General features: G+C 62.0%; 20 protein-coding genes. 12 read left to right on the forward strand and 8 right to left on the reverse strand.

Features of this window, described 5'->3' with window-relative positions; translation table 11 throughout:
- Window positions 1-178 precede the first annotated feature (178 nt).
- The 7 genes from oxlT to NCR93_RS28365 all read left to right on the forward strand — a co-directional run bounded on the left by oxlT (window position 179) and on the right by NCR93_RS28365 (window position 9,676).
- On the forward strand, window positions 179-1,531 hold the full coding sequence (oxlT, locus tag NCR93_RS28335) for an oxalate/formate MFS antiporter (RefSeq protein WP_175980184.1): 1,353 nt from the start codon (window positions 179-181) through the stop codon (window positions 1,529-1,531).
- A 285-nt stretch (window positions 1,532-1,816) separates the two neighbouring features.
- Entirely contained in the window at window positions 1,817-3,559 is a 1,743-nt protein-coding gene (gene oxc, locus NCR93_RS28340) for an oxalyl-CoA decarboxylase (protein ID WP_175980183.1), read from the forward strand.
- A gap of 27 nt (window positions 3,560-3,586) precedes the next feature.
- Window positions 3,587-4,840 (forward strand): formyl-CoA transferase, encoded by a 1,254-nt coding sequence (gene frc / locus NCR93_RS28345; protein WP_008346490.1) that lies wholly within the window; start codon window positions 3,587-3,589, stop codon window positions 4,838-4,840.
- A gap of 98 nt (window positions 4,841-4,938) precedes the next feature.
- The gene (locus tag NCR93_RS28350; RefSeq protein WP_008346492.1) at window positions 4,939-5,370 is read left to right on the forward strand and encodes a PAS domain-containing protein; all 432 of its coding nucleotides are present in this window, start codon (window positions 4,939-4,941) and stop codon (window positions 5,368-5,370) included.
- Between the two features lie 272 nt (window positions 5,371-5,642).
- Window positions 5,643-7,202, forward strand: coding sequence for a Re/Si-specific NAD(P)(+) transhydrogenase subunit alpha (locus NCR93_RS28355; protein WP_175980182.1), 1,560 nt, complete (start codon window positions 5,643-5,645; stop codon window positions 7,200-7,202).
- Between the two features lie 10 nt (window positions 7,203-7,212).
- Window positions 7,213-8,610 (forward strand): Re/Si-specific NAD(P)(+) transhydrogenase subunit beta, encoded by a 1,398-nt coding sequence (gene pntB / locus NCR93_RS28360; protein WP_008346496.1) that lies wholly within the window; start codon window positions 7,213-7,215, stop codon window positions 8,608-8,610.
- Window positions 8,611-8,626: 16 nt separating this feature from the next.
- The gene (locus NCR93_RS28365) at window positions 8,627-9,676 is read left to right on the forward strand and encodes a 2-dehydropantoate 2-reductase (protein WP_175980181.1); all 1,050 of its coding nucleotides are present in this window, start codon (window positions 8,627-8,629) and stop codon (window positions 9,674-9,676) included.
- 40 nt (window positions 9,677-9,716) lie between these two features.
- Here the strand turns inward: NCR93_RS28365 and NCR93_RS28370 are convergent, their stop codons facing one another.
- Complete coding sequence (locus NCR93_RS28370) at window positions 9,717-11,093, reverse strand: aminotransferase-like domain-containing protein (protein ID WP_175980356.1); 1,377 nt, start codon at window positions 11,091-11,093, stop codon at window positions 9,717-9,719.
- Window positions 11,094-11,269: 176 nt separating this feature from the next.
- On the opposite strand from NCR93_RS28370, the gene NCR93_RS28375 reads away from it, so the two are divergent.
- Genes NCR93_RS28375 through NCR93_RS28390 form a run of 4 tightly spaced genes read left to right on the forward strand, consistent with a single transcriptional unit; the run spans window position 11,270 to window position 15,374 of the window.
- Window positions 11,270-12,553 (forward strand): hydroxymethylglutaryl-CoA reductase, degradative, encoded by a 1,284-nt coding sequence (locus tag NCR93_RS28375; RefSeq protein ID WP_175980180.1) that lies wholly within the window; start codon window positions 11,270-11,272, stop codon window positions 12,551-12,553.
- Entirely contained in the window at window positions 12,546-13,484 is a 939-nt protein-coding gene (locus NCR93_RS28380) for a hydroxymethylglutaryl-CoA lyase (protein WP_239295318.1), read from the forward strand. Before NCR93_RS28375 ends, NCR93_RS28380 begins: the two co-directional genes overlap by 8 nt.
- A 22-nt stretch (window positions 13,485-13,506) precedes the next feature.
- On the forward strand, window positions 13,507-13,989 hold the full coding sequence (locus NCR93_RS28385; protein WP_175980178.1) for a hypothetical protein: 483 nt from the start codon (window positions 13,507-13,509) through the stop codon (window positions 13,987-13,989).
- Window positions 13,989-15,374, forward strand: coding sequence for a tripartite tricarboxylate transporter permease (locus NCR93_RS28390; protein WP_175980177.1), 1,386 nt, complete (start codon window positions 13,989-13,991; stop codon window positions 15,372-15,374). Before NCR93_RS28385 ends, NCR93_RS28390 begins: the two co-directional genes overlap by 1 nt.
- A 79-nt stretch (window positions 15,375-15,453) precedes the next feature.
- Here NCR93_RS28390 and NCR93_RS28395 read toward each other — a convergent pair whose 3' ends face one another.
- The 3 genes from NCR93_RS28395 to NCR93_RS28405 form a co-directional block, all read right to left on the reverse strand.
- Window positions 15,454-16,557 (reverse strand): extracellular catalytic domain type 1 short-chain-length polyhydroxyalkanoate depolymerase, encoded by a 1,104-nt coding sequence (locus NCR93_RS28395; RefSeq protein ID WP_008346510.1) that lies wholly within the window; start codon window positions 16,555-16,557, stop codon window positions 15,454-15,456.
- Between the two features lie 33 nt (window positions 16,558-16,590).
- The gene (locus NCR93_RS28400) at window positions 16,591-17,007 is read right to left on the reverse strand and encodes a ribbon-helix-helix domain-containing protein (RefSeq protein WP_175980176.1); all 417 of its coding nucleotides are present in this window, start codon (window positions 17,005-17,007) and stop codon (window positions 16,591-16,593) included.
- A 103-nt stretch (window positions 17,008-17,110) separates the two neighbouring features.
- Window positions 17,111-17,812, reverse strand: a complete 702-nt coding sequence (locus NCR93_RS28405) for a hypothetical protein (RefSeq protein WP_175980175.1) — start codon at window positions 17,810-17,812, stop codon at window positions 17,111-17,113.
- Window positions 17,813-17,820: 8 nt separating this feature from the next.
- On the opposite strand from NCR93_RS28405, the gene NCR93_RS28410 reads away from it, so the two are divergent.
- Entirely contained in the window at window positions 17,821-19,107 is a 1,287-nt protein-coding gene (locus tag NCR93_RS28410) for a GAF domain-containing sensor histidine kinase (protein WP_341829805.1), read from the forward strand.
- A 40-nt stretch (window positions 19,108-19,147) separates the two neighbouring features.
- On the opposite strand, the gene NCR93_RS28415 is transcribed toward NCR93_RS28410, so the two are convergent.
- Genes NCR93_RS28415 through NCR93_RS28430 form a run of 4 tightly spaced genes read right to left on the reverse strand, consistent with a single transcriptional unit; the run spans window position 19,148 to window position 22,165 of the window.
- Window positions 19,148-19,918: an ABC transporter substrate-binding protein gene (locus tag NCR93_RS28415; RefSeq protein ID WP_175980174.1), complete on the reverse strand. Its 771-nt coding sequence runs from the start codon at window positions 19,916-19,918 to the stop codon at window positions 19,148-19,150.
- A 50-nt stretch (window positions 19,919-19,968) separates the two neighbouring features.
- Window positions 19,969-20,766, reverse strand: coding sequence for an ABC transporter ATP-binding protein (locus tag NCR93_RS28420; RefSeq protein ID WP_175980173.1), 798 nt, complete (start codon window positions 20,764-20,766; stop codon window positions 19,969-19,971).
- On the reverse strand, window positions 20,763-21,473 hold the full coding sequence (locus tag NCR93_RS28425) for an ABC transporter permease (protein ID WP_175980172.1): 711 nt from the start codon (window positions 21,471-21,473) through the stop codon (window positions 20,763-20,765). The genes NCR93_RS28420 and NCR93_RS28425 overlap by 4 nt, the downstream gene beginning before the upstream one ends.
- Window positions 21,470-22,165, reverse strand: coding sequence for an ABC transporter permease (locus NCR93_RS28430; protein ID WP_008346526.1), 696 nt, complete (start codon window positions 22,163-22,165; stop codon window positions 21,470-21,472). The genes NCR93_RS28425 and NCR93_RS28430 overlap by 4 nt, the downstream gene beginning before the upstream one ends.
- Between the last annotated feature and the right edge of the window lie 22 nt (window positions 22,166-22,187).

Here is a 22,187-nt window from a genome sequence, read left to right on the forward strand (position 1 = left end):
ACGGCACACCTCGATCGCGTGCCCGTCGAGCGAAATCGTTGCCTCAATACACGCGCCACTCGCGCGCGTCAATCGGCTTTCCCCCTGCACGCCCGTCTCGCAAACAAACCTGACGCATCGGCTTTTCAGCACGACATCAAGCGCCGAACGAGCGCAATGACACATAACGGAGACAGACATGGTGAGCGCAGATACGACGGTGGCCGGGCAGTCGCACGGGCGTCGTCAGAACAGGTGGGTGCAGTTGGTCATCGGCATCGTCTGCATGGGGCTGGTCGCCAATTTCCAGTATGCGTGGACGTTGTTCGTCATGCCGATGGACGCAAAGCACCATTGGGGGCAAGCGGCGATTCAAACCGCCTTCACGATCTTCATCGTGACCGAAACGTGGCTCGTGCCTGTCGAAGGCTGGCTCGTCGATAAATTCGGACCGCGCCCGGTGGTGATGGGCGGTGCGATCTTCGCTGCGATCGGCTGGATCATCGACGCCCATGCCACCACGCTCATGCATCTGTACATCGCCGCAGTCGTTGCGGGCATCGGTGCCGGCTGCGTGTACGGTACATGCGTCGGCACGGCGCTCAAGTGGTTCCCGGACAAACGCGGTCTCGCGGCCGGCCTGACCGCGGCGGGCTTCGGCGCGGGCGCGGCCGTCACGGTGATTCCGATCTCGAACATGATCCAGAGCTCAGGCTACGAGCACGCGTTCATGTTCTTCGGCATTCTGCAAGGCGCCGTCATATTCGTGCTTGCACTGTTGCTCGTGCGGCCGAATCCGCCGAAAGGCATCGTGCCGGCCAAGCGCATCGTGGCGACCAAGATCGACTACACGACCGGACAGATGGTGCGAGCGCCCATCTTCTGGGTGCTCTATGCGATGTTCGTCGCGGTGGCGGCGGGCGGTGTGATCGCCACTGCGCAATTCGGGCCGATCGCCAAGGAATACGGCTTCGCAAGTTTGCCAGTGAGTCTGTTCGGCGCGACCTTGCCGCTGCTCGCGATGACCTTGTCCATCGACAATCTGTGCAACGGCTTCACGCGCCCGCTATGCGGTTTCATCTCGGACAAGATCGGTCGCGAAAACACCATGTTCATCATCTTCCTGGGCGAAGGCGTCGCGCTGCTGGGGTTGATGCAGTTCGGGCAGAACCCCTACATGTTCATGCTGTTCGCGGCGCTGACCTTCCTGTGTTGGGGCGAGATATTCTCGATCTTCCCGGCGACCTGCGCGGACACCTTCGGCAGCAAGTACGCCGCCGCCAATGCAGGAACGCTATACACGGCCAAGGGCACGGCTTCGATGATGGTGCCGCTCGCGTCGGTGCTCGCGTCGCTCGGTTCATGGAACGCCGTGTTCATCGCTACCGCGATCACGTCGATCGCGGCGGGCGTGTGCGCGAAGTTCGTACTCGCGCCAATGCGTCGCCGATGGATAGAGAACACGGTCACGCAGGCTTCGCCGCAGTCCTATATCGACTTGCCCTTCCAGACCGACTGGACGGACGCGCCGAGCAAGTCGTCGACGCGATGAATCCCGCCTGCTGATACCGAAGCGACGCGTTTCAAGCGCACGCTGTCGCGCGTCATCCGCAAGAACTGCGCATTCGATTTGAAAAAAGAAAGGCCGCGTGACAGATGTCCGCGGCCTTTCTTTCTTTAGCGGTGCCGCGCCTGATCTGATGATCGTCAGCGCGTTGACACCGAAACATCTCATCTAAGGGTTCATCCCGATCCCGAACAGCAAACTAAGCTTTGACAAATTCTGTATCTAATATCTAGTATATCACCAACATAACCGGCCCTCTGGGGGAGACAAATGGCAGACGTACTCGAGGCAAGAACACAGGAAGCCGCCGAAGTTCAGGCGCCGCAATTGACCGACGGTTTCCATCTCGTCATCGACGCGTTGAAGCTGAACGACATCGATACGATCTTCGGCCTCGTCGGGATTCCCATCACCGACCTCGCGCGACTCGCTCAGGCCGAAGGCATGCGTTTCATCGGCTTTCGCCATGAGCAGCATGCGGGCAACGCAGCCGCGATCGCGGGCTACATGACGCAGAAGCCGGGCATCTGCCTGACGGTGTCGGCACCGGGCTTCCTGAACGGACTCACGGCGCTCGCCAACGCGACCACCAATTGCTTCCCGATGATCCTGATCAGCGGTTCGAGCGAGCGTGAAATCGTCGATCTGCAGCAGGGCGATTACGAAGAGATGGATCAGCTGAACGCGGCGAAGCCGTATGCGAAGGCCGCCTATCGCGTGCTGCATGCGGAGGACATCGGCATCGGCATCGCGCGTGCGATCCGCGCGGCCGTGTCGGGCCGTCCGGGCGGCGTGTATCTCGATCTGCCCGCCAAGCTGCTGTCGCAGACGATGGACGCGCTCAAGGGCCAGCAATCGCTCATCAAGGTGGTCGATGCCGCGCCGCGTCAGTTGCCGTCGCCGGATTCGGTGAAGCGCGCGCTCGACGTCATCAAGGGTGCGAAGCGTCCGCTGATCCTGCTGGGCAAGGGCGCAGCGTATGCGCAGGCCGACGCGCAGATTCGCGAACTGGTGGAGAAGAGCGGCATCCCGTATCTGCCGATGTCGATGGCCAAGGGCCTGCTGCCGGACACGCATGCGCAATCGGCGTCGGCTGCGCGGTCGTTCGTGCTGCAGGAAGCGGACTGCGTCGTGCTGATCGGCGCGCGTCTGAACTGGCTGCTCGCGCATGGCAAGGGCAAGACGTGGGGCTCGGCGCCGAAGAAGTTCGTGCAGATCGATATCTCGCCGACCGAAATCGACAGCAATGTCGCGATCGCCGCACCGCTGATCGGCGACATCGGCTCGTGCGTGGCGGCGCTCGTCGAGGGCATCGGCGCGGATTTCCCGAAGCCGTCCGTCGAATGGACGGGCGCGATCAACGAGCGCAAGAACAAGAACCTGGAGAAGATGGCCGCGACGCTCGCGAAGAATCCGTCGCCGATGAACTTCCACAGCGCGCTGCGCGCCATTCGCGACGTGTTGAAGACGCGCCCGGACATCAATGTCGTCAACGAAGGCGCGAATACGCTCGACTATGCGCGCAGCATCATCGACATGTACGAGCCGCGCAAGCGCTTCGATTCCGGAACGTGGGGAATCATGGGCATCGGCATGGGCTTCTCGATCGGCGCCGCGGTGACGAGCGGCAAGCAGGTCGTCGCGATCGAAGGCGATAGCGCGTTCGGCTTCAGCGGCATGGAACTCGAAACCATCTGCCGATACGACTTGCCCGTCTGCACCATCGTGTTCAACAACAACGGCGTGTATCGCGGCACCGATGTGAATCCGACCGGCGGCAAGGACGTCGCGCCGACCGTGTTCGTGAAGAACGCACGCTACGACAAGATGATCGAGGCATTCGGCGGCATCGGCTACAACGCGACGACGCCCGAAGAGCTCACGCATGCGCTCGAAGAAGCGATCAAGTCGGGCAAGCCGACGCTCATCAACGCAGTGATCGACGAAACGGCCGGCACGGAGAGCGGTCGCCTGACGAATCTGAACCCGCAAAGCGCGGCATCGAAAAAGTAACCAAGACTAGCCACCCAGGAGAAATTCGTGAGCAAGAAACCACTCGAAGGCATCAAGATCATCGACTTCACGCACGTTCAGGCGGGTCCCGCATGCACGCAGATGCTGGCCTGGTTCGGCGCCGATGTCATCAAGGTCGAGCGTCCCGGTTCCGGCGACGTCACGCGTAACCAGCTGCGCGACATTCCGGATGCGGATGCGCTGTACTTCACCATGCTCAACAGCAACAAGCGCTCGTTGACGCTCGATACGAAGCAGCCCGAAGGCAAGGAAGTGCTCACGAAGCTCATCAAGGAATCGGACGTGCTGGTCGAGAATTTCGGGCCGGGCGCGCTGGACCGGATGGGCTTCTCCTGGGAGAACATCAGCAAGCTGAATCCGAAGATGATCGTGGCGTCCGTCAAGGGCTTCAGCGACGGCCATCACTACGACGATCTGAAGGTCTACGAAAACGTCGCGCAATGCGCGGGCGGCGCGGCATCGACGACGGGCTTCTGGGACGGCCCGCCGACCATCAGCGCGGCGGCGCTCGGCGACAGCAACACCGGCATGCACCTCGCGATCGGCATTCTCACGGCGATCATCGGCCGCCAGCAAACGGGCAAGGGACAGAAAGTCGCCGTGTCGATGCAGGACAGCGTGCTCAATCTGTGCCGCGTGAAGCTGCGCGATCAGCAGCGTCTCGATCGCGTCGGCTATCTCGAGGAATATCCGCAGTATCCGCACGGCACGTTCAGCGACGTCGTGCCGCGCGGCGGCAATGCGGGCGGCGGCGGTCAGCCGGGCTGGGTGCTCAAGTGCAAGGGCTGGGAAACCGATCCGAACGCCTACATCTACTTCACCATTCAGGGGCACGCATGGGCGCCGATCTGCCGCGCAATCGGCAAGGAGCAATGGATCGAGGACCCGGACTACATGACGGCCGAAGCGCGCCAGCCGCATATTTTCGATATCTTCGGCAAGATCGAAGAATGGCTCGCCGACAAGACCAAGTTCGAAGCGGTCGATATCCTGCGCAAGTTCGATATTCCGTGCGCGCCGGTGCTGACGATGAAGGAACTCGCGAACGATCCGTCGTTGCGTGCGAGCGGTTCCATCGTCGAGGTCGATCACAAGGTGCGCGGCAAATATCTCACGGTCGGCAGCCCGATCAAGTTCTCGGACCTGAAGCCGGAGATCACGGGCTCGCCGCTGCTCGGCGAACATACCGAAGAAGTGCTGCTCGAACTCGGCTATAGCAAGGAGCAGGTAGCGCAAATGAAGGAAGCGCGAGCTGTCTGACGCGCTTGAAAAGGTAACCGCTGCCGTCCACGAAAGCCCAAGACGGCAGCGGCCCTTCAGAAATCAGTCTCGATCGATACCCAAGCATGGACGACACAATGACCCCCACGATCGACTACGAACAACTCGTCAATGCGATCGGCGATGCCGTGATCGTTTCGGATGCGAGCGGCGCGATTACGCTATGGAATCCGGCGGCGCAACGCATGTTCGGCTTCACCCAGAGCGAAGCTTTGGGGCAGTCGCTCGATCTGATCATTCCGGAGCGCCTGCGCGGTCGTCATTGGGACGGCTATCACAAGACGATGGCGACCGGCGAGACGCGCTATGGGCACGATCTGCTCAAGGTTCCCGCCGTCGATAAGGCCGGACGCGCGATGTCGATAGCGTTCACCGTCGCGCTGCTGCATTCGCCGCAAGGCGAGCTGACCGGTATCGTCGCGATCATCCGCGATGAAACGGCGCGGTTTCAGGAAGAGCGTGCGCTCCGCAAGCGTATCGCCGAACTGGAGGCGAAAGTCGACGCCTGATGATTCAGCGATTCAAAGTATAAAAAGCACCATAGAGATAACGGCTCGCGTCCGCGCAACAAAAGGCGCATGAACGCAGCTCAAGGACGAAGCGGCCACCCATCCCACCGGCCGCTTCGCTCGATGCCCGTATACGCGGCTGACCGACCAGACACTGACCATTATTCGTATCTCGCGCCAGCTTTCTCGCTGATGCGAGGTTTGGCATGCTCGCCAGCCGAATGCAGGCGCGCGCCACTGAAGAATTGAAACCGTCGATTGGGAATTTAGTCATGCCAATGATGATTGCTGTGCCACGGGAACGCTTTCCCGGGGAGCGTCGCGTCGCGTTGACGCCGGAAGTAGTCGGGCATCTGCTGAAGCTCGGATTTGAAGTGAGCGTCGAGGCCGGCGCGGGCGAGCTTGCCGCATTCTCCGACGATGCCTATCGCGCTGCGGGTGCGCGAATCGTGGAGAATGCGCCGTCGCTCTATGCGGACGCGCATATCGTCGTGAAAGTGCGTGCGCCTTCCATTGCGCCCGTGGGCGATGAAGTCGAGTTGCTGCGCGAAGGATCGACGCTCATCAGTTTCATCTGGCCGGCGCAGAACGAAGCGTTGTTGACGCGCCTCTCTGCGCGCAACGTCACCGTGCTCGCGATGGACTGCGTGCCGCGCATCTCGCGCGCTCAAAAGCTCGATGCTTTGAGTTCGATGGCCAACATGGCGGGCTATCGCGCGGTCATCGAAGCGGCGCACCAGTTCGGCCGCGGCTTCATGGGACAGATCACGGCGGCGGGCAAGATCGCGCCCGCGAAAGTGATGGTGATCGGCGCGGGCGTCGCGGGACTGGCGGCGATCGGCGCGGCGCGCAGTCTCGGCGCGATCGTCCGTGCTTTCGATACGCGGCCCGAAGTGCGGCAGCAGGTGGAAAGCATGGGCGCCGAGTTTCTCGAACTGGACTATGTCGAGGACGGCAGCGGCAGCGGCGGCTACGCGAAAGAGATGAGCGCCGAATTCATCGCGGCTGAAATGGCGCTGTTCGCCGCGCAGGCAAAAGACGTCGACGTCATCGTGACGACCGCGCTGATTCCGGGCAAGCCCGCGCCGAAACTGATCACCGCCGACATGGTGCGCAGCATGCGCCAAGGCAGCGTGATCGTCGACATGGCGGCGGAGCAGGGCGGCAACTGCGAGCTGACGCGGCCGGGCGAGGCGGCATCGATCGAAGGCGTCACGATCGTCGGCTATACGGATCTGCCATCGCGCATGGCAACGCAATCGAGCCAGTTGTACGGCACCAATCTGCGGCATCTTCTGACCGATCTGACGCCGCAGAAGAACGGCGAAATCACGCTCGATACCGATGACGAAGTGATGCGCGGCGTCACCGTCGTGCTGCGCGGCGAGGTGAAATGGCCGCCGCCCAAGAAGCCGGAGCCCGCGATTGCGCCGCCCGCTGCCGCAAAGCCCGCTGCAACGATTGCCGTGACCATCGAACAGAAGCGTCGCGCGGGATGGATCGGCGTGGCCGGGCTCGTCATCGCGGCTGCGTTGCTTGCCGCGCTCGGCGCCGTTGCGCCGCCTGCGTTCGTCGCGCACTTCACGGTGTTCGTGCTGGCGATCTTCGTCGGCTTTCAGGTCGTGTGGAACGTGACGCCCGCCTTGCACACGCCGCTGATGAGCGTGACCAACGCGGTCAGCGGAATCATCGTGACGGGGGCGCTGCTGCAGGTCGGCACGCCGCATCATCTGGTCGCGATTCTCGCGGGCCTCGCGATCCTCGTCGCGACAATCAATATCGCTGGCGGCTTTCTCGTCACTCAACGCATGTTGAACATGTTCCAGCGCTAAGGAGATCGACATGCAAACTGGAATCGGAAGCATCGCCTATCTGGCGGCGAGTGTGCTGTTCATCCTGAGCCTGCGCGGGCTCAGTCATCCATCGACGGCGCGGCGCGGCAATCTCTATGGCGTCGCCGGCATGGCGATCGCGATCGTCACCACGCTCTGGCTCAACGGCGGGGAAGCGTTGCCGGCCGTCGCCGCGCTGATGGCGATCGGCATCGCGGGCGGCGCGATCCTCGCGCGGCGCGTCGAGATGACGCAAATGCCGCAACTCGTCGCGGCATTGCATAGCTTCGTGGGCCTCGCGGCCGTGCTGGTCGCCATTGCGAGCTACCTGTCGCCGGCAGCCGGCGCGGAATCGGACAGCGCGGCGCAGTCGGTCCACAACGTGGAGATCTATCTCGGCGTGTTCATCGGCGCGGTAACGTTCACGGGGTCCATCGCCGCGTTTCTGAAGTTGCAGGGCGTGGTAGGCGGCAAGCCGTTGCTGCTGCCGATGCGGCACACGCTGAATCTCGTCGGCGTGTTCGCGTGCATCGCGCTCGGCTACGTGTTCCTGACAGCGCCCGACGCCGATGTGGGCATCAGCTCGCTCTTGACGATGACCGTCATCGCCGCGCTGATCGGCGTGCATCTGGTGATGGCGATCGGCGGCGCGGACATGCCGGTGGTCGTGTCGATGCTGAACAGCTATTCGGGCTGGGCCGCCGCCGCGACGGGTTTCATGTTGAGCAACGATCTGCTGATCGTGACCGGCGCGCTGGTCGGGTCGAGCGGAGCGATTCTGAGCTACATCATGTGCCGCGCGATGAACCGCAAGTTCCTCTCCGTGATTCTCGGCGGATTCGGCACGGCGACCTCGACCGCTTCGAAGACGATCGAGGGTGAAGTCGCGCCGGTCACGGTCGATGAAGTCGGCTCGCTGCTGCGCGATGCGTCGGAAGTCGTCATCGTGCCCGGTTACGGCATGGCGGTCGCGCAGGCTCAGGCGACGATCAGCGAGATCACGAAGAAGCTGCGCAGCAAGGGCGTGAACGTGCGATTCGGCATTCATCCGGTGGCGGGCCGCTTGCCGGGGCACATGAACGTGCTGCTCGCGGAGGCGAAGGTGCCCTACGACATCGTCCTGGAGATGGACGAGATCAACGACGACTTTTCCAACACGGATGTCGTGCTGGTGATCGGCGCAAACGACATCGTGAATCCTGGCGCGCTGGAGGATCCGGGCAGTCCCATCGCCGGGATGCCCGTGCTCGAAGTGTGGAAGGCGCGCACCGTGGTCGTGTCCAAACGAAGCATGGCGGCAGGCTACGCCGGCGTCGACAATCCGCTCTTCTATAAGGAAAACACGCGGATGCTCTTCGGCGATGCGAAGGGCAGTGTCGATGCGTTGCTCAGTCATCTTGGCGCTTGAGATAGGGGTTTAAACGATGAAGATCTGTGTGTATGGCGCCGGAGCGATCGGTGCATATATGGGCGCGCAACTGGCGTCGGCGGGCGCGGACGTGAGCTTCGTTGCGCGTGGTCCGCATCTCGCGGCGATGCAGGAAAACGGTGTACGGCTGCAAATCGATGGCGGGGAACGTGTCGTCAAGGTCAGATGCGCGTCGGATCCGCGCGAGCTGGGTCCGCAAGACTACGTGATCATCGCGTTGAAAGCGCATTCGGTGCCGGGCGTCGTCGGCCAGATCCAGACTTTGCTCGGACCAGAGACGGCTATCGTCACGGCGGTCAACGGCATTCCGTACTGGTACTTCTTCAAGCATGGCGGCGAGCTGGAAGGCTCCACGCTCGACAGCATCGATCCCGGCGCGAAGCAATGGAACGCGCTCGGACCGGAGCGTGCGATCGGTTGTGTCGTGTATCCGGCGGCGGAAGTCGTCGCGCCGGGCGTGATCCGCCATGTGTACGGCAAGAAGTTCCCCATCGGCGAACCGAATGGAGCGCGCAGCGAGCGCGTTCAGAAGCTGCATGAAATCATGAGCGCGGCGGATCTGGATGCGCCCATTCGGGAGCGTATTCGCGATGAAATCTGGCTGAAGCTCTGGGGCAACCTCTGCTTCAATCCGATCAGCGCATTGACTCATGCAACGCTCGATGTCATTACGAGCAATCCGGCCACGCGCGCCGTGTCGAAAGCGATGATGCTGGAGGCGAAAGCGATCGCGGATCGCTTCGACGTGCATTTCCGTGTCGATGTCGAAAGACGTATCGACGGTGCGGGTGCGGTCGGCGCGCACAAGACGTCGATGCTCCAGGATCTCGAGGCCAACCGGCCGATGGAAATCGATCCGCTCCTTACCGTCGTCCAGGAAATGGGGCGTCTCGTCGGGCAGCCGACACCGACGATCGATACGGTGCTCGCGCTCATCAAGCTGCGAGGACAGATGGCGGAGCCTTCGCTTCAATCGGCGGGACAATCGACGCCCGTGGCCGAGAAGTCTTCGCGGACGGGCCTGGCAGCAGTAGCCAGCGCGTAATTGCAGCGTAGCGACACGTCGGGCAGGCGTGCCCGGCGTTTCAAGGCGCGAGTGCGTTCGAGAATCGCGGGTCGCCGAGATACGCGACATTGAAGCGAAACCACGGCGAAACGATGTTCGCGTGCGCGGAAAAAATCGTCCCCGGCGCGAGGATCACGTGCTTGCCGAGCATCTCCTTCGCGAACGCTATCGAATCGTCGTGCGCGGGCAAACGCGCCCATAGATAAAGACTCTGATCGCTGACCTTGAAGATGGTCGCGCCAAGACGCGTCAACGCTTCGACGCCCGTCGCCGTCGCGCGTTTGAGGCGGTCCTGCAAGCGGTTCGTGTGACGCAGGAAGTGTCCGTCGCCGACGATCGCATCGAGCGTGCGCTCGCAGTATTCGCTGCTGCTTACGTGCGTGAGCATCTTCACGTCGGCGAGATCGCTGGCGAGATCGGCATCGCAGGCGAGAAAGCCCACGCGCAGCGCCGCCGACACCGACTTCGAAAAGCTGCCGATATAAATCGTGCGCCGCAATTGATCCAGCGCGCTGATGCGCGTCGCCGAGCGCGGCTTGAGATCGGCGAGGGCGTCGTTCTCGACGACGATCAGATCGTGCGCTTCCGCCAGTTGCAGAACGCGGTGCGCCTTCGCCGCGCTGATGTCCGTCGCGGTGGGATTGTGTCCGACCGATTGCGTGAAGAAGAGCCGCGGCCGATGCGTCTTGAGCCGCTCCTCCAGCGCCGCGATATCCGGCCCGTCGACCGCGCGCGGCACGCCGACGATATTCGCGCCCGACAGCTTCAGCTTGCCGAACAGCGCGTAATAGCCGGGATCGTCGACGAGCACGGTGTCGCCCGGGCGCACGAAGTAACGCACGACCATGTCCATCGCCTGATTCGCGCCGTGCGTGAGGACGATCTGTTGCGGCGCGGCTTCGATCTCATAGCCGGCGAGCTTTTGCTGCAGATGCTGACGCAAGGGCAGATAGCCGAAGCGGCTGCCGTAACGAAACAGCGACGCGACACCGGTTCGCACCACGCGCTGGTGGAAGTGATCGAGCCGCGTCTCTTCGAGCCATGCGACGGGCGGAAATCCCTCACCGAGATTGAGAAAGTCCGGCTTGCTCTGCAACTGTTCGCGCATGAGCCAGACCGAATCCATCGCGCGATCGAGCGTCGGCGCATCTTCGTCATGCTGCTGCGGCTTCGCCACGCTCGCGACGTAAAAGCCCGCGCCGCGTCGCGGCTCGATGAGACCGTTCGCCGTCAGCATGTCGAATGCGCTGATGACGGTGTTTTTCGCGCAGCCGTTCGCCTCAGCGTATTCCCTGATCGACGGGAGTTTGTCGCCCGCGCGCAGCACACCTTCCGTGATCTGTCTGGCGAGATTGTCCGCGAGTGTCGCAGACAGGCTGGGCTTCTCATGCCGCATCGTATCGACCTGTTCTGAAAATGATCCTGCTGTCATGGGTACAGCAAGGTCACTGTTTGTCGGAATTGTACCTTTGAAATGGGTACAGTCAGCCTATTATTCGCTCACCCGGTGCGTTGCTGCAAGCATCGAAAGCAAACACTCACGACACACATCCAGACAGAAGAGGAAGACACATGATCGATTCGAAGTTGCCGAACTTCCGCGCGATGTCGCCCGCGCAACGCCTCTCGCACATCGCGCAGGCAGCGGACCTCGACGACGCCGCGCACGCGCTCCTCGCGAAACCCGGCGCGCTGCCGCTCGAAACCGCGAACGGCATGATCGAAAACGTCGTCGGCACGTTCGAATTGCCGATGGCGGTGGCGGGCTACTTCCAGATCAACGGCCGCGACGTGCTGGTGCCGATGGCGGTCGAAGAGCCGTCGATCGTCGCCGCGGCGTCGTTCATGGCGAAGCTCTCGCGCGAGGCGGGCGGCTTTCGCACCTCCAGCACCGGGCCGTTGATGCGCGCGCAAGTGCAGATCGTCGGCGTGTCGGACCCGTATGGCGCGCGGCTTGCGATTCTCAAGCATCGCGACGAGCTGATCGAAATGGCGAACGCGCGCGACAAGGTGCTGATCGGTCTCGGCGGCGGCTGCCGCGACATCGAAGTGCACGTGTTTCCGGACACGCCGCGCGGCGCGATGATCGTCGCGCATCTGATCGTCGACGTGCGCGACGCAATGGGCGCGAACACCGTCAACACGATGGCCGAAACCGTCGCGGGCCGCATGGAGGAAATCACGGGCGGCAAGGTGCGTCTGCGCATCCTGTCGAATCTCGCGGATCTGCGCCTCGCGCGCGCGCAGGTTCGCTACAGTGCGGCCACGCTGCAAACGAAGGAATACGCGGGCGAGGACGTGATCGCCGGCGTCGTCGATGCGTATCTGTTCGCGGCGATCGATCCGTACCGCGCCGCCACGCACAACAAGGGCATCATGAACGGGATCGATCCGGTGATCGTCGCGACGGGCAACGACTGGCGCGCGGTCGAGGCGGGCGCGCACGCGTACGCGAGCCGCGGCGGGCGCTATACGTCGCTGACGACGTGGGAAGTGGCGAACGACGGCGACCTCGTCGGCACGATCGAAATGCCGATGCCCGTCGGACTCGTCGGCGGCGCGACGAAGACGCATCCGCTCGCGCGTCTCGCGTTGAAGATCATGAACGTGGGCTCGGCGCAGGAACTCGGCGAGATCGCCGTCGCGGTCGGTCTCGCGCAGAACATGGGCGCGTTGCGTGCGCTCTCGACGGAGGGCATCCAGCGCGGCCACATGGCGCTGCACGCGCGCAACATCGCGCTGGCAGCGGGCGCGAGTGGCACGGATATCGACTGGGTCGTGAAGAAGATGGTCGCCGCGCGCAACGTGAGCGTCGATTACGGCATGAGTCTTCTGCAAGGGCCGCGCGATGAATGAGCTGCCAAAGCGCGTACGCATCGTCGAAGTCGGTCCGCGCGACGGCTTGCAGAACGAGCCGTCGCCCGTATCGGCCGATGTGAAGGCCGAACTCATCGAGCGCCTGATCGATGCGGGCGTGCGCTATGTCGAAGCGGCCTCGTTCGTATCGCCGAAATGGGTGCCGCAAATGGCCGATGGCGCGCACGTGCTCGAACGCGTGCGCGACAAGGCGCGCGCCACGCACACGACGCTCGCCGCGCTCGTGCCGAACATGAAGGGCCTCGACGCCGCGCTCGCATCGCATGTCGATGAAATCGCGGTCTTCGCGGCGGCATCCGAATCGTTCTCGCAGAAGAACATCAACTGTTCGATCGACGAAAGCATCGCGCGCTTCGAACCGGTGATCGCGGCGGCGCGCGAGGCGAACGTACGCATTCGCGGTTATGTATCCTGCGTGCTCGGATGCCCGTTCGAAGGCGAGATTGCGCCGCAAGCCGTCGCGCGCGTCGCAAGGAAGCTCTTCGACATGGGCTGCTACGAGATCAGTCTCGGCGATACCATCGGCGCGGGCACGCCGCTAAAAACCCAGGCGATGCTCGACGCGTGCATCGAACACATTCCCGTCGATGCGCTCGCCGGTCACTTCCACGATACGTGGGGCATGGCCGCCGCGAACGTGCACGCGGCGCTGCAACGCGGCGTCGCGGTGTTCGATGGCTCGGTATCGGGCATCGGCGGATGTCCGTATTCGCCGGGCGCGACGGGCAACGCCGCAACGGAGGACATCGTCTATTTGTGCGAGGGCATGGGCATCGAGACGGGCATCGATCTGAACGGACTTGTGCAAGCGGGCGCGTTCATTTCGACGGCATTGAAGCGCGAAACGTCATCGCGCGTGGCGCGCGCACTCGAGGCCAAGCGTCAGCGACAAGAAAAGCAGTGCATCTGATCACTCCATTCAAGGAGGAGACATGGAACAGCAACTCGCCGCGCACGAGCGCGGCCGGGCGCTCTCGCAAAGCGCCGAAACGACGGAGTATCAGCTCGTCGAAATATGGGGCGATACCGTCGATACGCGGCATCTCGCGTGGTCGGTCGTGCTCGGCATCGCGATCAGCTACGGCGCGTTCGCCGTCGCGAATCGCGTGCTCGCCGCTTATGTGCCCGATGCCGCGATGGCCCGCGCTTACGCGATGCTCGTCGGCCTCGCCGGATGCCTGATCGCGGGCGCGGTCTGCGCGAAGCTCTTCAAGCCGAAGCGCGAAGTGGTCGAGGAAGCGCACGGCGCGGCGGGCCGCGAGGAAGTGCTGAAGCAGCTCGCGAACGAAGCGGGCGGACTCGGGCGCGTCGCGGACCTGCCGCCTTCGGTCGTCGCGGAAATGAAGGAGCTCGGTTTGTACGAGCTTTTCGCCGAATATGAACAACGCGATGAACAACGCGAAGGAGCGCGCTGATGGAACCGTTCGTCACTCAACTGCTCGTCGCGCTCGGCATGGGACTCATCGGCGCGATCGTGTTCTCCGGCATCGGCCTCATTTCGGGCACCGATGAAACCACGACGCTCGCGCCGCTCACCTTGCTCGTCGTGCTGCTCGGCGTGCCGCCCGTCGGCGTGTTTTCGTTCTTCATGGCGGGCGCGGTGTCGAAGCACATGACGCACGCGATTCCGACCGCCTTGCTCGGCATTCCCGGCGACACGCTCGCCACGCCCCTGCTGCAACAGGCGACGATGCTGCGCAACCTCGGCGTGCCGCATATCGCCCTGCGCAAGATGATCTCGGGCGCGATCGTCGCGGCGTTCGTCGCCGTGCCGCTCGCGGTGCTGTTCGCCGTGCTGCTCGCGCCGTTCGGGCCGGTCATCACGAAGGCCGCGCCGTGGGTGTTTCTCGCGGCATCGGTCGCCATTGCGTTCTTTTCGTCGGGACGATGGGCTTCGGTGTTTCTGCTCGTGCCGTTCGTGCTGGTGATCGTCGGTCTTCAGGCGCTCACGGGCAAATACGGCGTGAAGCTCTCGGTGAGCTACTTCCTCGGCATCGCGATCGGGCCGCTCATCGCCGATCTGTTCTCGATACTCTCGCCCGCCGATCGCGCCCGCATGCGCCGCGAACGCGTCCGCACGTTCTCGCTCGCGCCCGACGTGAAGGGCTGGAGCGGCTACTTCCCCAATCCGATGAAAGTGCTCGACGGCCAGCAACGCGGCTGGGTCGCGGCCACCGCGGCGATATCGAGCGCGACATTCGTGTTCAGCCCGGTCGCGATGACGGTCGTGCTCGGCGAACTCGTCGGCTCGCGTGTGAGGCATGCGTATCATCGCCTGACGACGGTGATCTCCGCGCGCAACGGCGTGACCGAAGCGACTTACATCGCCGAAGCGCTGATTCCGCTGATCGCGTTCGGTCTGCCGCTGAGTCCTGTCGCGGCGGGACCGGCCGCGCCGCTATTCAACGCACCGCCGCGCTTTTTCGTCGATACGGCGACGGGCCACATCAACAATCTGCATACGTTGATGACGACGTGGCAGTTCCTCGGCTTCGGCTTGCTCGCGGTCGTGCTCGCGGCGCTCGTCGCGTATCCGCTGTCGATGAACTACGCGCATCGCGCGGCGTCGTTCGTCGCGAGGAAGCTGAGTCACGAGGCGATCATCGCGACGTTCGTCGGTCTGATCGTCGTAATCAGCGTGTGGGAAGGGCAACTGCTCGGTCTGCTCGTGATTCTGAGCGTGGGCTTGCTCGGCGGATTGCTGTCGCGCAACTTCGGCTTCAATACCGGCGTGCAGTTCATGGGCTATTACACGGCGGTGTTGAGCGTGCCGGCTTTGACGAAGGCCTTTGGCGCGTGACGCGGTGCGCGCTGCGTTTCGTTATCCGACCGGCGGCAACCGGTCGGACGCCGCCGATCGAGGGCGCAAAGGCGACCGCTCACTGCCGGCGCGGATGTTCGAGAAAGAATCGCAGCATTTCGGCACTGGCGTCGGGGCCGGACGGATCGGTATAGCTTCCGCTTGACGAGCCACCGGACCACGCATGCGGCGCGCCGTGGATGATCCAGAGTTCTGCATCCACCCCGGCTTGCGACGTCATGTGCCGGACCGTATGTTTGCGCGCGCGGCCGTCACCGCTCGACGCGCGGGCGGGTGCCGCTTCGCTCGCAGAAAACTCGCGTACCAGTTCGTTGGCGTTCGAAGGATGCACGGTGGCATCGGCATCGCCGTGAAAGACGATCAGCGGGCATTGCGACGCCTGCGCGTGATGAATGTCCGCCCGGCCGGCTTTGCGCGCCTTGGATCGGGCCTTGCCACCGCGCATGGCCGCCAGCGCCGATGGCAAGTCGTGCGCGCATCCCACGGGCAGGCCCGAGTGAATGCCTGCTGCCGCGTAAAGGTCGGGATAGGTTTGCGCCACGATCGCCGCCATTGCGCCGCCGGCCGAAAGCCCTGCAACGAAGACGCGTTTCGGATCGACGTCGTGATCGGCCATCACCTCTCGCGTGATGCCCGCGATCAGCGACGGCTCGCCGTGGTCGCGCTGCTGGTCGCCGTGCCTGAACCAGTTCCAGCATTTCGACGTATTCGCGTTCTGCGGCTGGATCGGATAAGCGACGATAAAGCCGTGCGTTTCGGCGAGCGCGTTCATCCGCGTGCCGGATGCGAAGTCGTCGGCGTCCTGGGTGCAGCCGTGCAGCATGACGATCAGCGGTAAAGGATCGCGACGTGAATGAGCGGGTACGTAGACCTTGTAATCGCGTTGACCGGCGGCGCCGACATAACGACGCGTGCTGAAGTGCCCGCGATCCTGCACGTCCGCATCAGTCCGCGTCTTGCCGGCGTGGCGCCGGGGTTGCAAGAGATCGGCGAATCGCGCGGTCGTCGTGTCGTCCTGCGGGTTAGGGTGCGCGGTTGCCGTGTCCGTCCGTTCGCCGCGCATGGCGCGTTTGACGATTTCCGCGGCCGCGGCGGGATCGTTGCTGCGAAAGAGCGCGAATGCCTCTTTCATCGAGTCCAAAAAACCTTCGTTGAGTTTCATGTTTATTCCGTTAGCGGGAAGGCGTCAGGCGCATCAGCGGATTAGATCCGCCAATGCGGCCTTGACTGCCGGTGACGCATGGAGCGCGCCTCGAACCAGAATCGAGTCGATCGCTGCCAGCGCGAGTTCGGGGGAGACGTCCATGGCAATGCTCGCCAAACCGAGCACCTGAATCCGCAGACGCTGATTGGCCGCGCATGCCGCCTCGAGATCCTGTTTCGAAAAATGCTGAAGGCCGAGCACGAGTTCGCGGCGCGTCACGGTGTCCTTCAGAGCCGGCGCATGAATCGACAACTGATTGCGGATGGCCGTGCGGATCAGATCCGTCCGGTTCGAGTAAAAGCCTTCCTCGACGAGCAGATCGATCTGGCCCAAGTCGACCGGACCGAGATTGATGGTGATTTTTTCGGTTTCGCTGCCTCGCGAGCGATCCGGCACTTCTTTTGCCATAGCGTGAAAAACCTCCCGTTACCATCCATGTGGATGGTTATAGGAGGATTTCAAGAGAGCGTCAACGATGATTTTTGCGATTTAGCGCAGACGCGATCGCGACTCAGACGCGCACCCAGCAACCCGATTCCGGGCACACGGCGGTTCGTGAGCCGTTCAGCCAGACTTGCGCTTCCTCGAGTTGCAGCGCGTTCGAGCGGTCGCTATCGAAGACGACGTTCAGCGCGTTTCCGGTATCGGCGTCTTCGATGGGAAGTTCCCACGTCAGGAAAATCTGGGTGAAGTCGTGGTCCGGGGGGAAGTCGGCGGCGCAGAAGCGGTCGCTGTCGCGCTGAATGACGCCGTGAGGCTGGACCGTATCGAAGATCACGGCCGTTCCCCTCGTCAGCGCAATGCGTTGTCCGGTAGCGGGGAAGTGCAGGTCCAGACCTTTGTCTTCGCTCAGGAAGAGATTGCAAAAAGCGGCGCCGCCATACTGCTCGCCGTCATGGTGATACCTGGCGCCACGACAGGCCATCAACGCCATGTCGCTATCGTCGAGCACCGCGGGAAGCCCCAGCGCGCCGGTCCAGTCGGACATGGCCTGCACGCAGCGTTTGTAGTCCGGCCAGCGAAATTGCGTCCGCGCGAGATGCATCGGCTCGACATCACCGGGTTGCAGCGCGAGACGCGTCGTGGTTTCTCTCTGCCAATCCGCGAGCATCGACGCGGGAGGCGCAGGCAGATCGAGCGTGCCGGATAGAACGATGTCACTGACGCGACGACTGCGGATCGCGTCGCCGCTCCAGAAGAAAGAAGTCAGCATGTCTCGCATTGGGCAGGACTTTCGGAGCTAAAAAGAAATGTTCGCGGCGCATAATACGGCCTTGTCACATCTCAGCAGCATTCGACATGATAACTTTGACCGGGGAAGACGGCCCTGACGCACTGAAGGACGACATCGAGGCTATCGGCCGCGTGAGTGCCGTGGGCTCGATGCTCAAGGCGATTTGCGAAAGAACATCGATGGGCTACGCCGCGGTCGCGCGCGTGACAGACAATACATGGACAGCGTGCGCCGTTCACGACGACATTGGCTTCGGTCTGGAAGTCGGCGGTCAACTCGATCTGAAGACGACGCTATGCTTCGAATCGCGAGAAGCGCGCGAATCGATCGTCATCGATGACTTCGGGAACGATCCGCGTTACTGCGGTCATCACACGGCCAGAATCTATAACCTTCAAAGTTATATCTCCGTGCCGATCGTTCTATCCAACGGCCGGTACTTCGGCAATCTATGCGCGATCGATCCGCGTCCGCGCTATCTGTCCGATGTCCGCACGGTCTGCATGTTCGAGGCGTACGCCAAGCTCATCGCGCTTGAGCTCGAACTGGAGGAGAACCGCTCTGCGTCGGCAACTGCGCTATCGCACGCGCGCGAGGCCGCGGAATTGCGTGAGCAGTTCATCGCCGTTCTCGGACATGACCTGCGCAATCCGCTAACAGCGGTGCATTCGATTGCCGAATATCTTTCGATCAAAGGTGGAACCACCGAGATCACTCAACTCGGATTGCGATTGAAGGCGGTCGCCGGCCGAATGGCGGGTTTGATCGACGATGTAATGGACTTCGCGCGCGGACGCCTGGGCGCCGGACTCGGCGCCCACATCGCGCCGGTGCCCGATCTCGGCAAGCTTTTGCGCGATATCGTTTCCGAGGCAAAGGCGGGTCATCCCGGCTTGATGATAGAAGACAGCATCGCCATTGAAGGAACCGTCCACTGCGATTCGGTTCGTATGCAGCAGCTATTGTCCAATCTGTTAGGCAATGCAATCACGCATGGCGCGGCGGACTTGCCTATTACCGTAAATGGGAAAGTCGAGGCCGGTAAATTGATCATCGCCGTGAAGAACGGTGGCGATGCCATTGCGCCCGAGGACATCAGGAAAGTGTTCGAGCCATATTGGCGGCCCGCCGATCAACCGCGAGGCGGGGGTCTCGGTCTCGGTCTTTTCATCTGCAAGCAAATCGTGCAGGCTCACCATGGCGATCTGCAGGTATCGTCATCGCTCGCCGATGGCACATGTTTCACTGCAATCATCCCCGTTCGGCAAGTGTGAGGTCGGGATCCGCTGATGCCGGCGTCGAGACGATAACTTCTCAACTGCCGTAAGGATCGAACTGGAAATACCTGGCTGCGAGTTGTTTATAGGTGCCGTCGGCGAGCATGTCGGCGATCGCCTTGTTCATCTTTTCCTTCAGTTCGATATCCGACTTGCGGATTCCAATGCCCGCGCCGTTGCTCGCATAGACATTGCCGCCGGTGAACTTGAAACCGGCGCCTTGCGGCGTTCTCAGGAATCCGTACTCGCCGACGGCTGCATCGGTGAAGCAGCTATCGAGACGGCCTGCGGCGAGATCCGCGAATACCTGATCGAAATTCGGATAAGAAACGACGCGCGCGCCGGCGGGCGCCCAATGTTCCTTCGCATAGGATTCGGGAACGGTGCCCTGCTGGACACCGATCGATTTTCCTTTCAGCGATTCCGCGGTGGGTTCGAGGTTCGTGTCTTTACGCACGATCAGTTTGTTCGGCGTCTTATATAACCTCGATGTGAAATCGATCACCTGTTTGCGTTTGTCGGTAATCGACATGGACGCGAGAATGGCATCGAATTTCTTGGCCTGAAGCGCGGGAATCATGCCATCGAAGTCGTTCTGAACCCATTCGCATTTTGCGTGCATGCGCTTGCAGATTTCGGTCCCGAGATCGATGTCGAATCCGACGAGCTTGCCGCTGGAGTCGCGCGATGAAAACGGCGGATGCGACGGATCCACGCCGTATCGAAGCGTCGACGCATCCTGAGCGCTTGCATACGATGAGGTGAAGGCGGCCGCGCAAAACAGCAGGGTCGACACGAATCGTTTCATTACAGAAGTCTCCGGCTGATGATCTTGTTGTCGATAAAGAGAAAGAAAAGCTATGCCGCGGACAGAAACCTTCGGAGCCGGCTGCTTGCGGAATTGGCGAACAGGTCCGCCGGTTTTCCTTGCTCTTCGATTCGTCCTTCATGCAGAAAAATGATCTCGCTGGAAACATTGCGGGCGAAGTTCATCTCATGCGTCACCACGATCATCGTCCGTCCTTCCGCCGCGAGTTTCTGCATGACCTTCAACACTTCGGACACGAGTTCGGGATCGAGAGCGGAAGTCGGCTCGTCGAAAAGCAGAACGTCGGGATCCATCGTCAGTGCGCGGGCGATTGCGACGCGCTGTTGCTGGCCACCCGAGAGATGCGCAGGGTAACGGCCGGCGATATCGACGCCCAAACCGACCTTGTCGAGATTGGCCCGGCCATATTCTTCGGCTTCGCGCCGACCGAGTCGGAGTACGTGAATCGGCGCATGAATCACGTTTTCGAGCACCGTCATATGCGGCCATAAGTTGAAGTGCTGAAACACCATCGCGAGCTTGGACCGTATGCGCCGCAACTGATGTTTGTCGACCGGCTTAAGCGTGCCCGTCCTGTCCTGCTTCATGCGGATTTCCGTCTGATTGACGAAGATGCGGCCCGCCGACGGATGTTCGAGCAAGTTCATGCAGCGCAAGAGCGTGCTTTTGCCCGAGCCCGACGAGCCGAGAACGCTGATGACGTCGCCGGCGCGCGCGCTGAGCGACACGCCTTTCAGCACTTCGTGCGTACCGAAGCTCTTGTGAAGATCGGCGACCACGACTTTTTCAGGTGAACGCGACGATTCGATGCAGACATCGTTAGTCATTTTTGCGGTGTCAGGTAAGCGAGCCAACGGTTTTCCGCCTGGCGAAAGAGCCAGACCAGCGAAAAGGTGATCGCGGAATAGAGCAGAAACGCAATGCCGAATGCGGCGAACGATTGATAGGTCGCGGAATTCACGTCGCGCGCCACTTTCAGCAGATCCGGCACGGTTGCGGCGAATGCAACGGAAGTCGAATGGAAGACCAGAATGACTTCATTGCTATAACTCGGTAACGAGCGCCGCAGCGCGGAGGGGAGAATGACGTGCAGATAAAGCTGCAACGTCGACATTCCCGCGGCCACGCCGGCTTCGATCTCGCCCGCAGGCGTGGCCTTGATCGCGCCGGCGAAAATCTCGGTCGTATAGGCGCATGTATTCAATGCGAAAACCAGTAGCGAACAATGCATTCCGTCCCGAAAGAACGCGTTCGTGAGCTCGTGATTTCGAATCACGTCGAGGCTGAACACGCCTGTATAGCAAAGCAGTAACTGAACGAATAGCGGTGTGCCGCGAAACAGATAGGTGTAAAGCCAGACCGCGCGCGACAGGAAACGGTTCGCGGAACTGCGCGCGATGGCCATCGGCACCGCCAGTGCGGATCCGAGCACGACGGAGAACAGCAGCAGCCAGATCGTGACGATCAATCCGGTGAACTGATAGCCGTCGGTATAAAGATAGTGCCGCCAGTATTCGCGGAAGATGTCGATCATACGTTCACCTTGCGCACGCCGACGTCATATCGATTTTCGAGGTGACGTAATACGAGATTGGATGCTGTCGTGATCAGCAAATAAACGAATGCGGCCACGCCGATAAAAAAGAAGTAGTGCGTGGTGGTCTTGCCTGCGTCTTGCGCGGCTTTGACGACATCCGAGAGTCCGATGATGGATACGAGCGCCGTCGATTTGACGATGACTTGCCAGTTGTTTCCGAGCGCCGGCAGCGCATAGCGCATCATTTGCGGAAACAGGATATGCGCAAGGACATGACCGAACGACATGCCGAGCGAAGTGCCCGATTCGAGTTGCCCGCGCGGAATCGCCAGAAAAGCGCCACGGAGCGTCTCGGTAAAGTACGCGCCGTGGATCAGACCCAGCACGATCACACCGGCCGCGAAAGGCTTGATATCGATCTGCGTCCAATGCAAACGCTCGGTGATGCCGTTCAGCAGAATCTGGATGCTGTAGTAGAGCAGCAGCATCAGCACGAGATCCGGCGCGCCGCGCACGATCGTCGTGTAGAGACGGGCCAGTTTTGCGATCCATCGGCTGCCGAACAGCTTCGCGCAGGCGCCGAGCAAGCCGATCGCGAAGGCCAGCGCCAGCGAACAGACCGCCAGTTGCACGGTCTGCAGCGCGCCTTCGAGAACGAGCGCGCCATATCCGTGTAGAAGAGAACTCATGGACGATGTCCCTTGTGTGTCC

Origin of the sequence: Caballeronia sp. ATUFL_F1_KS39, assembly GCF_023630985.1 — a bacterium.
GTDB lineage: Bacteria > Pseudomonadota > Gammaproteobacteria > Burkholderiales > Burkholderiaceae > Caballeronia > Caballeronia zhejiangensis.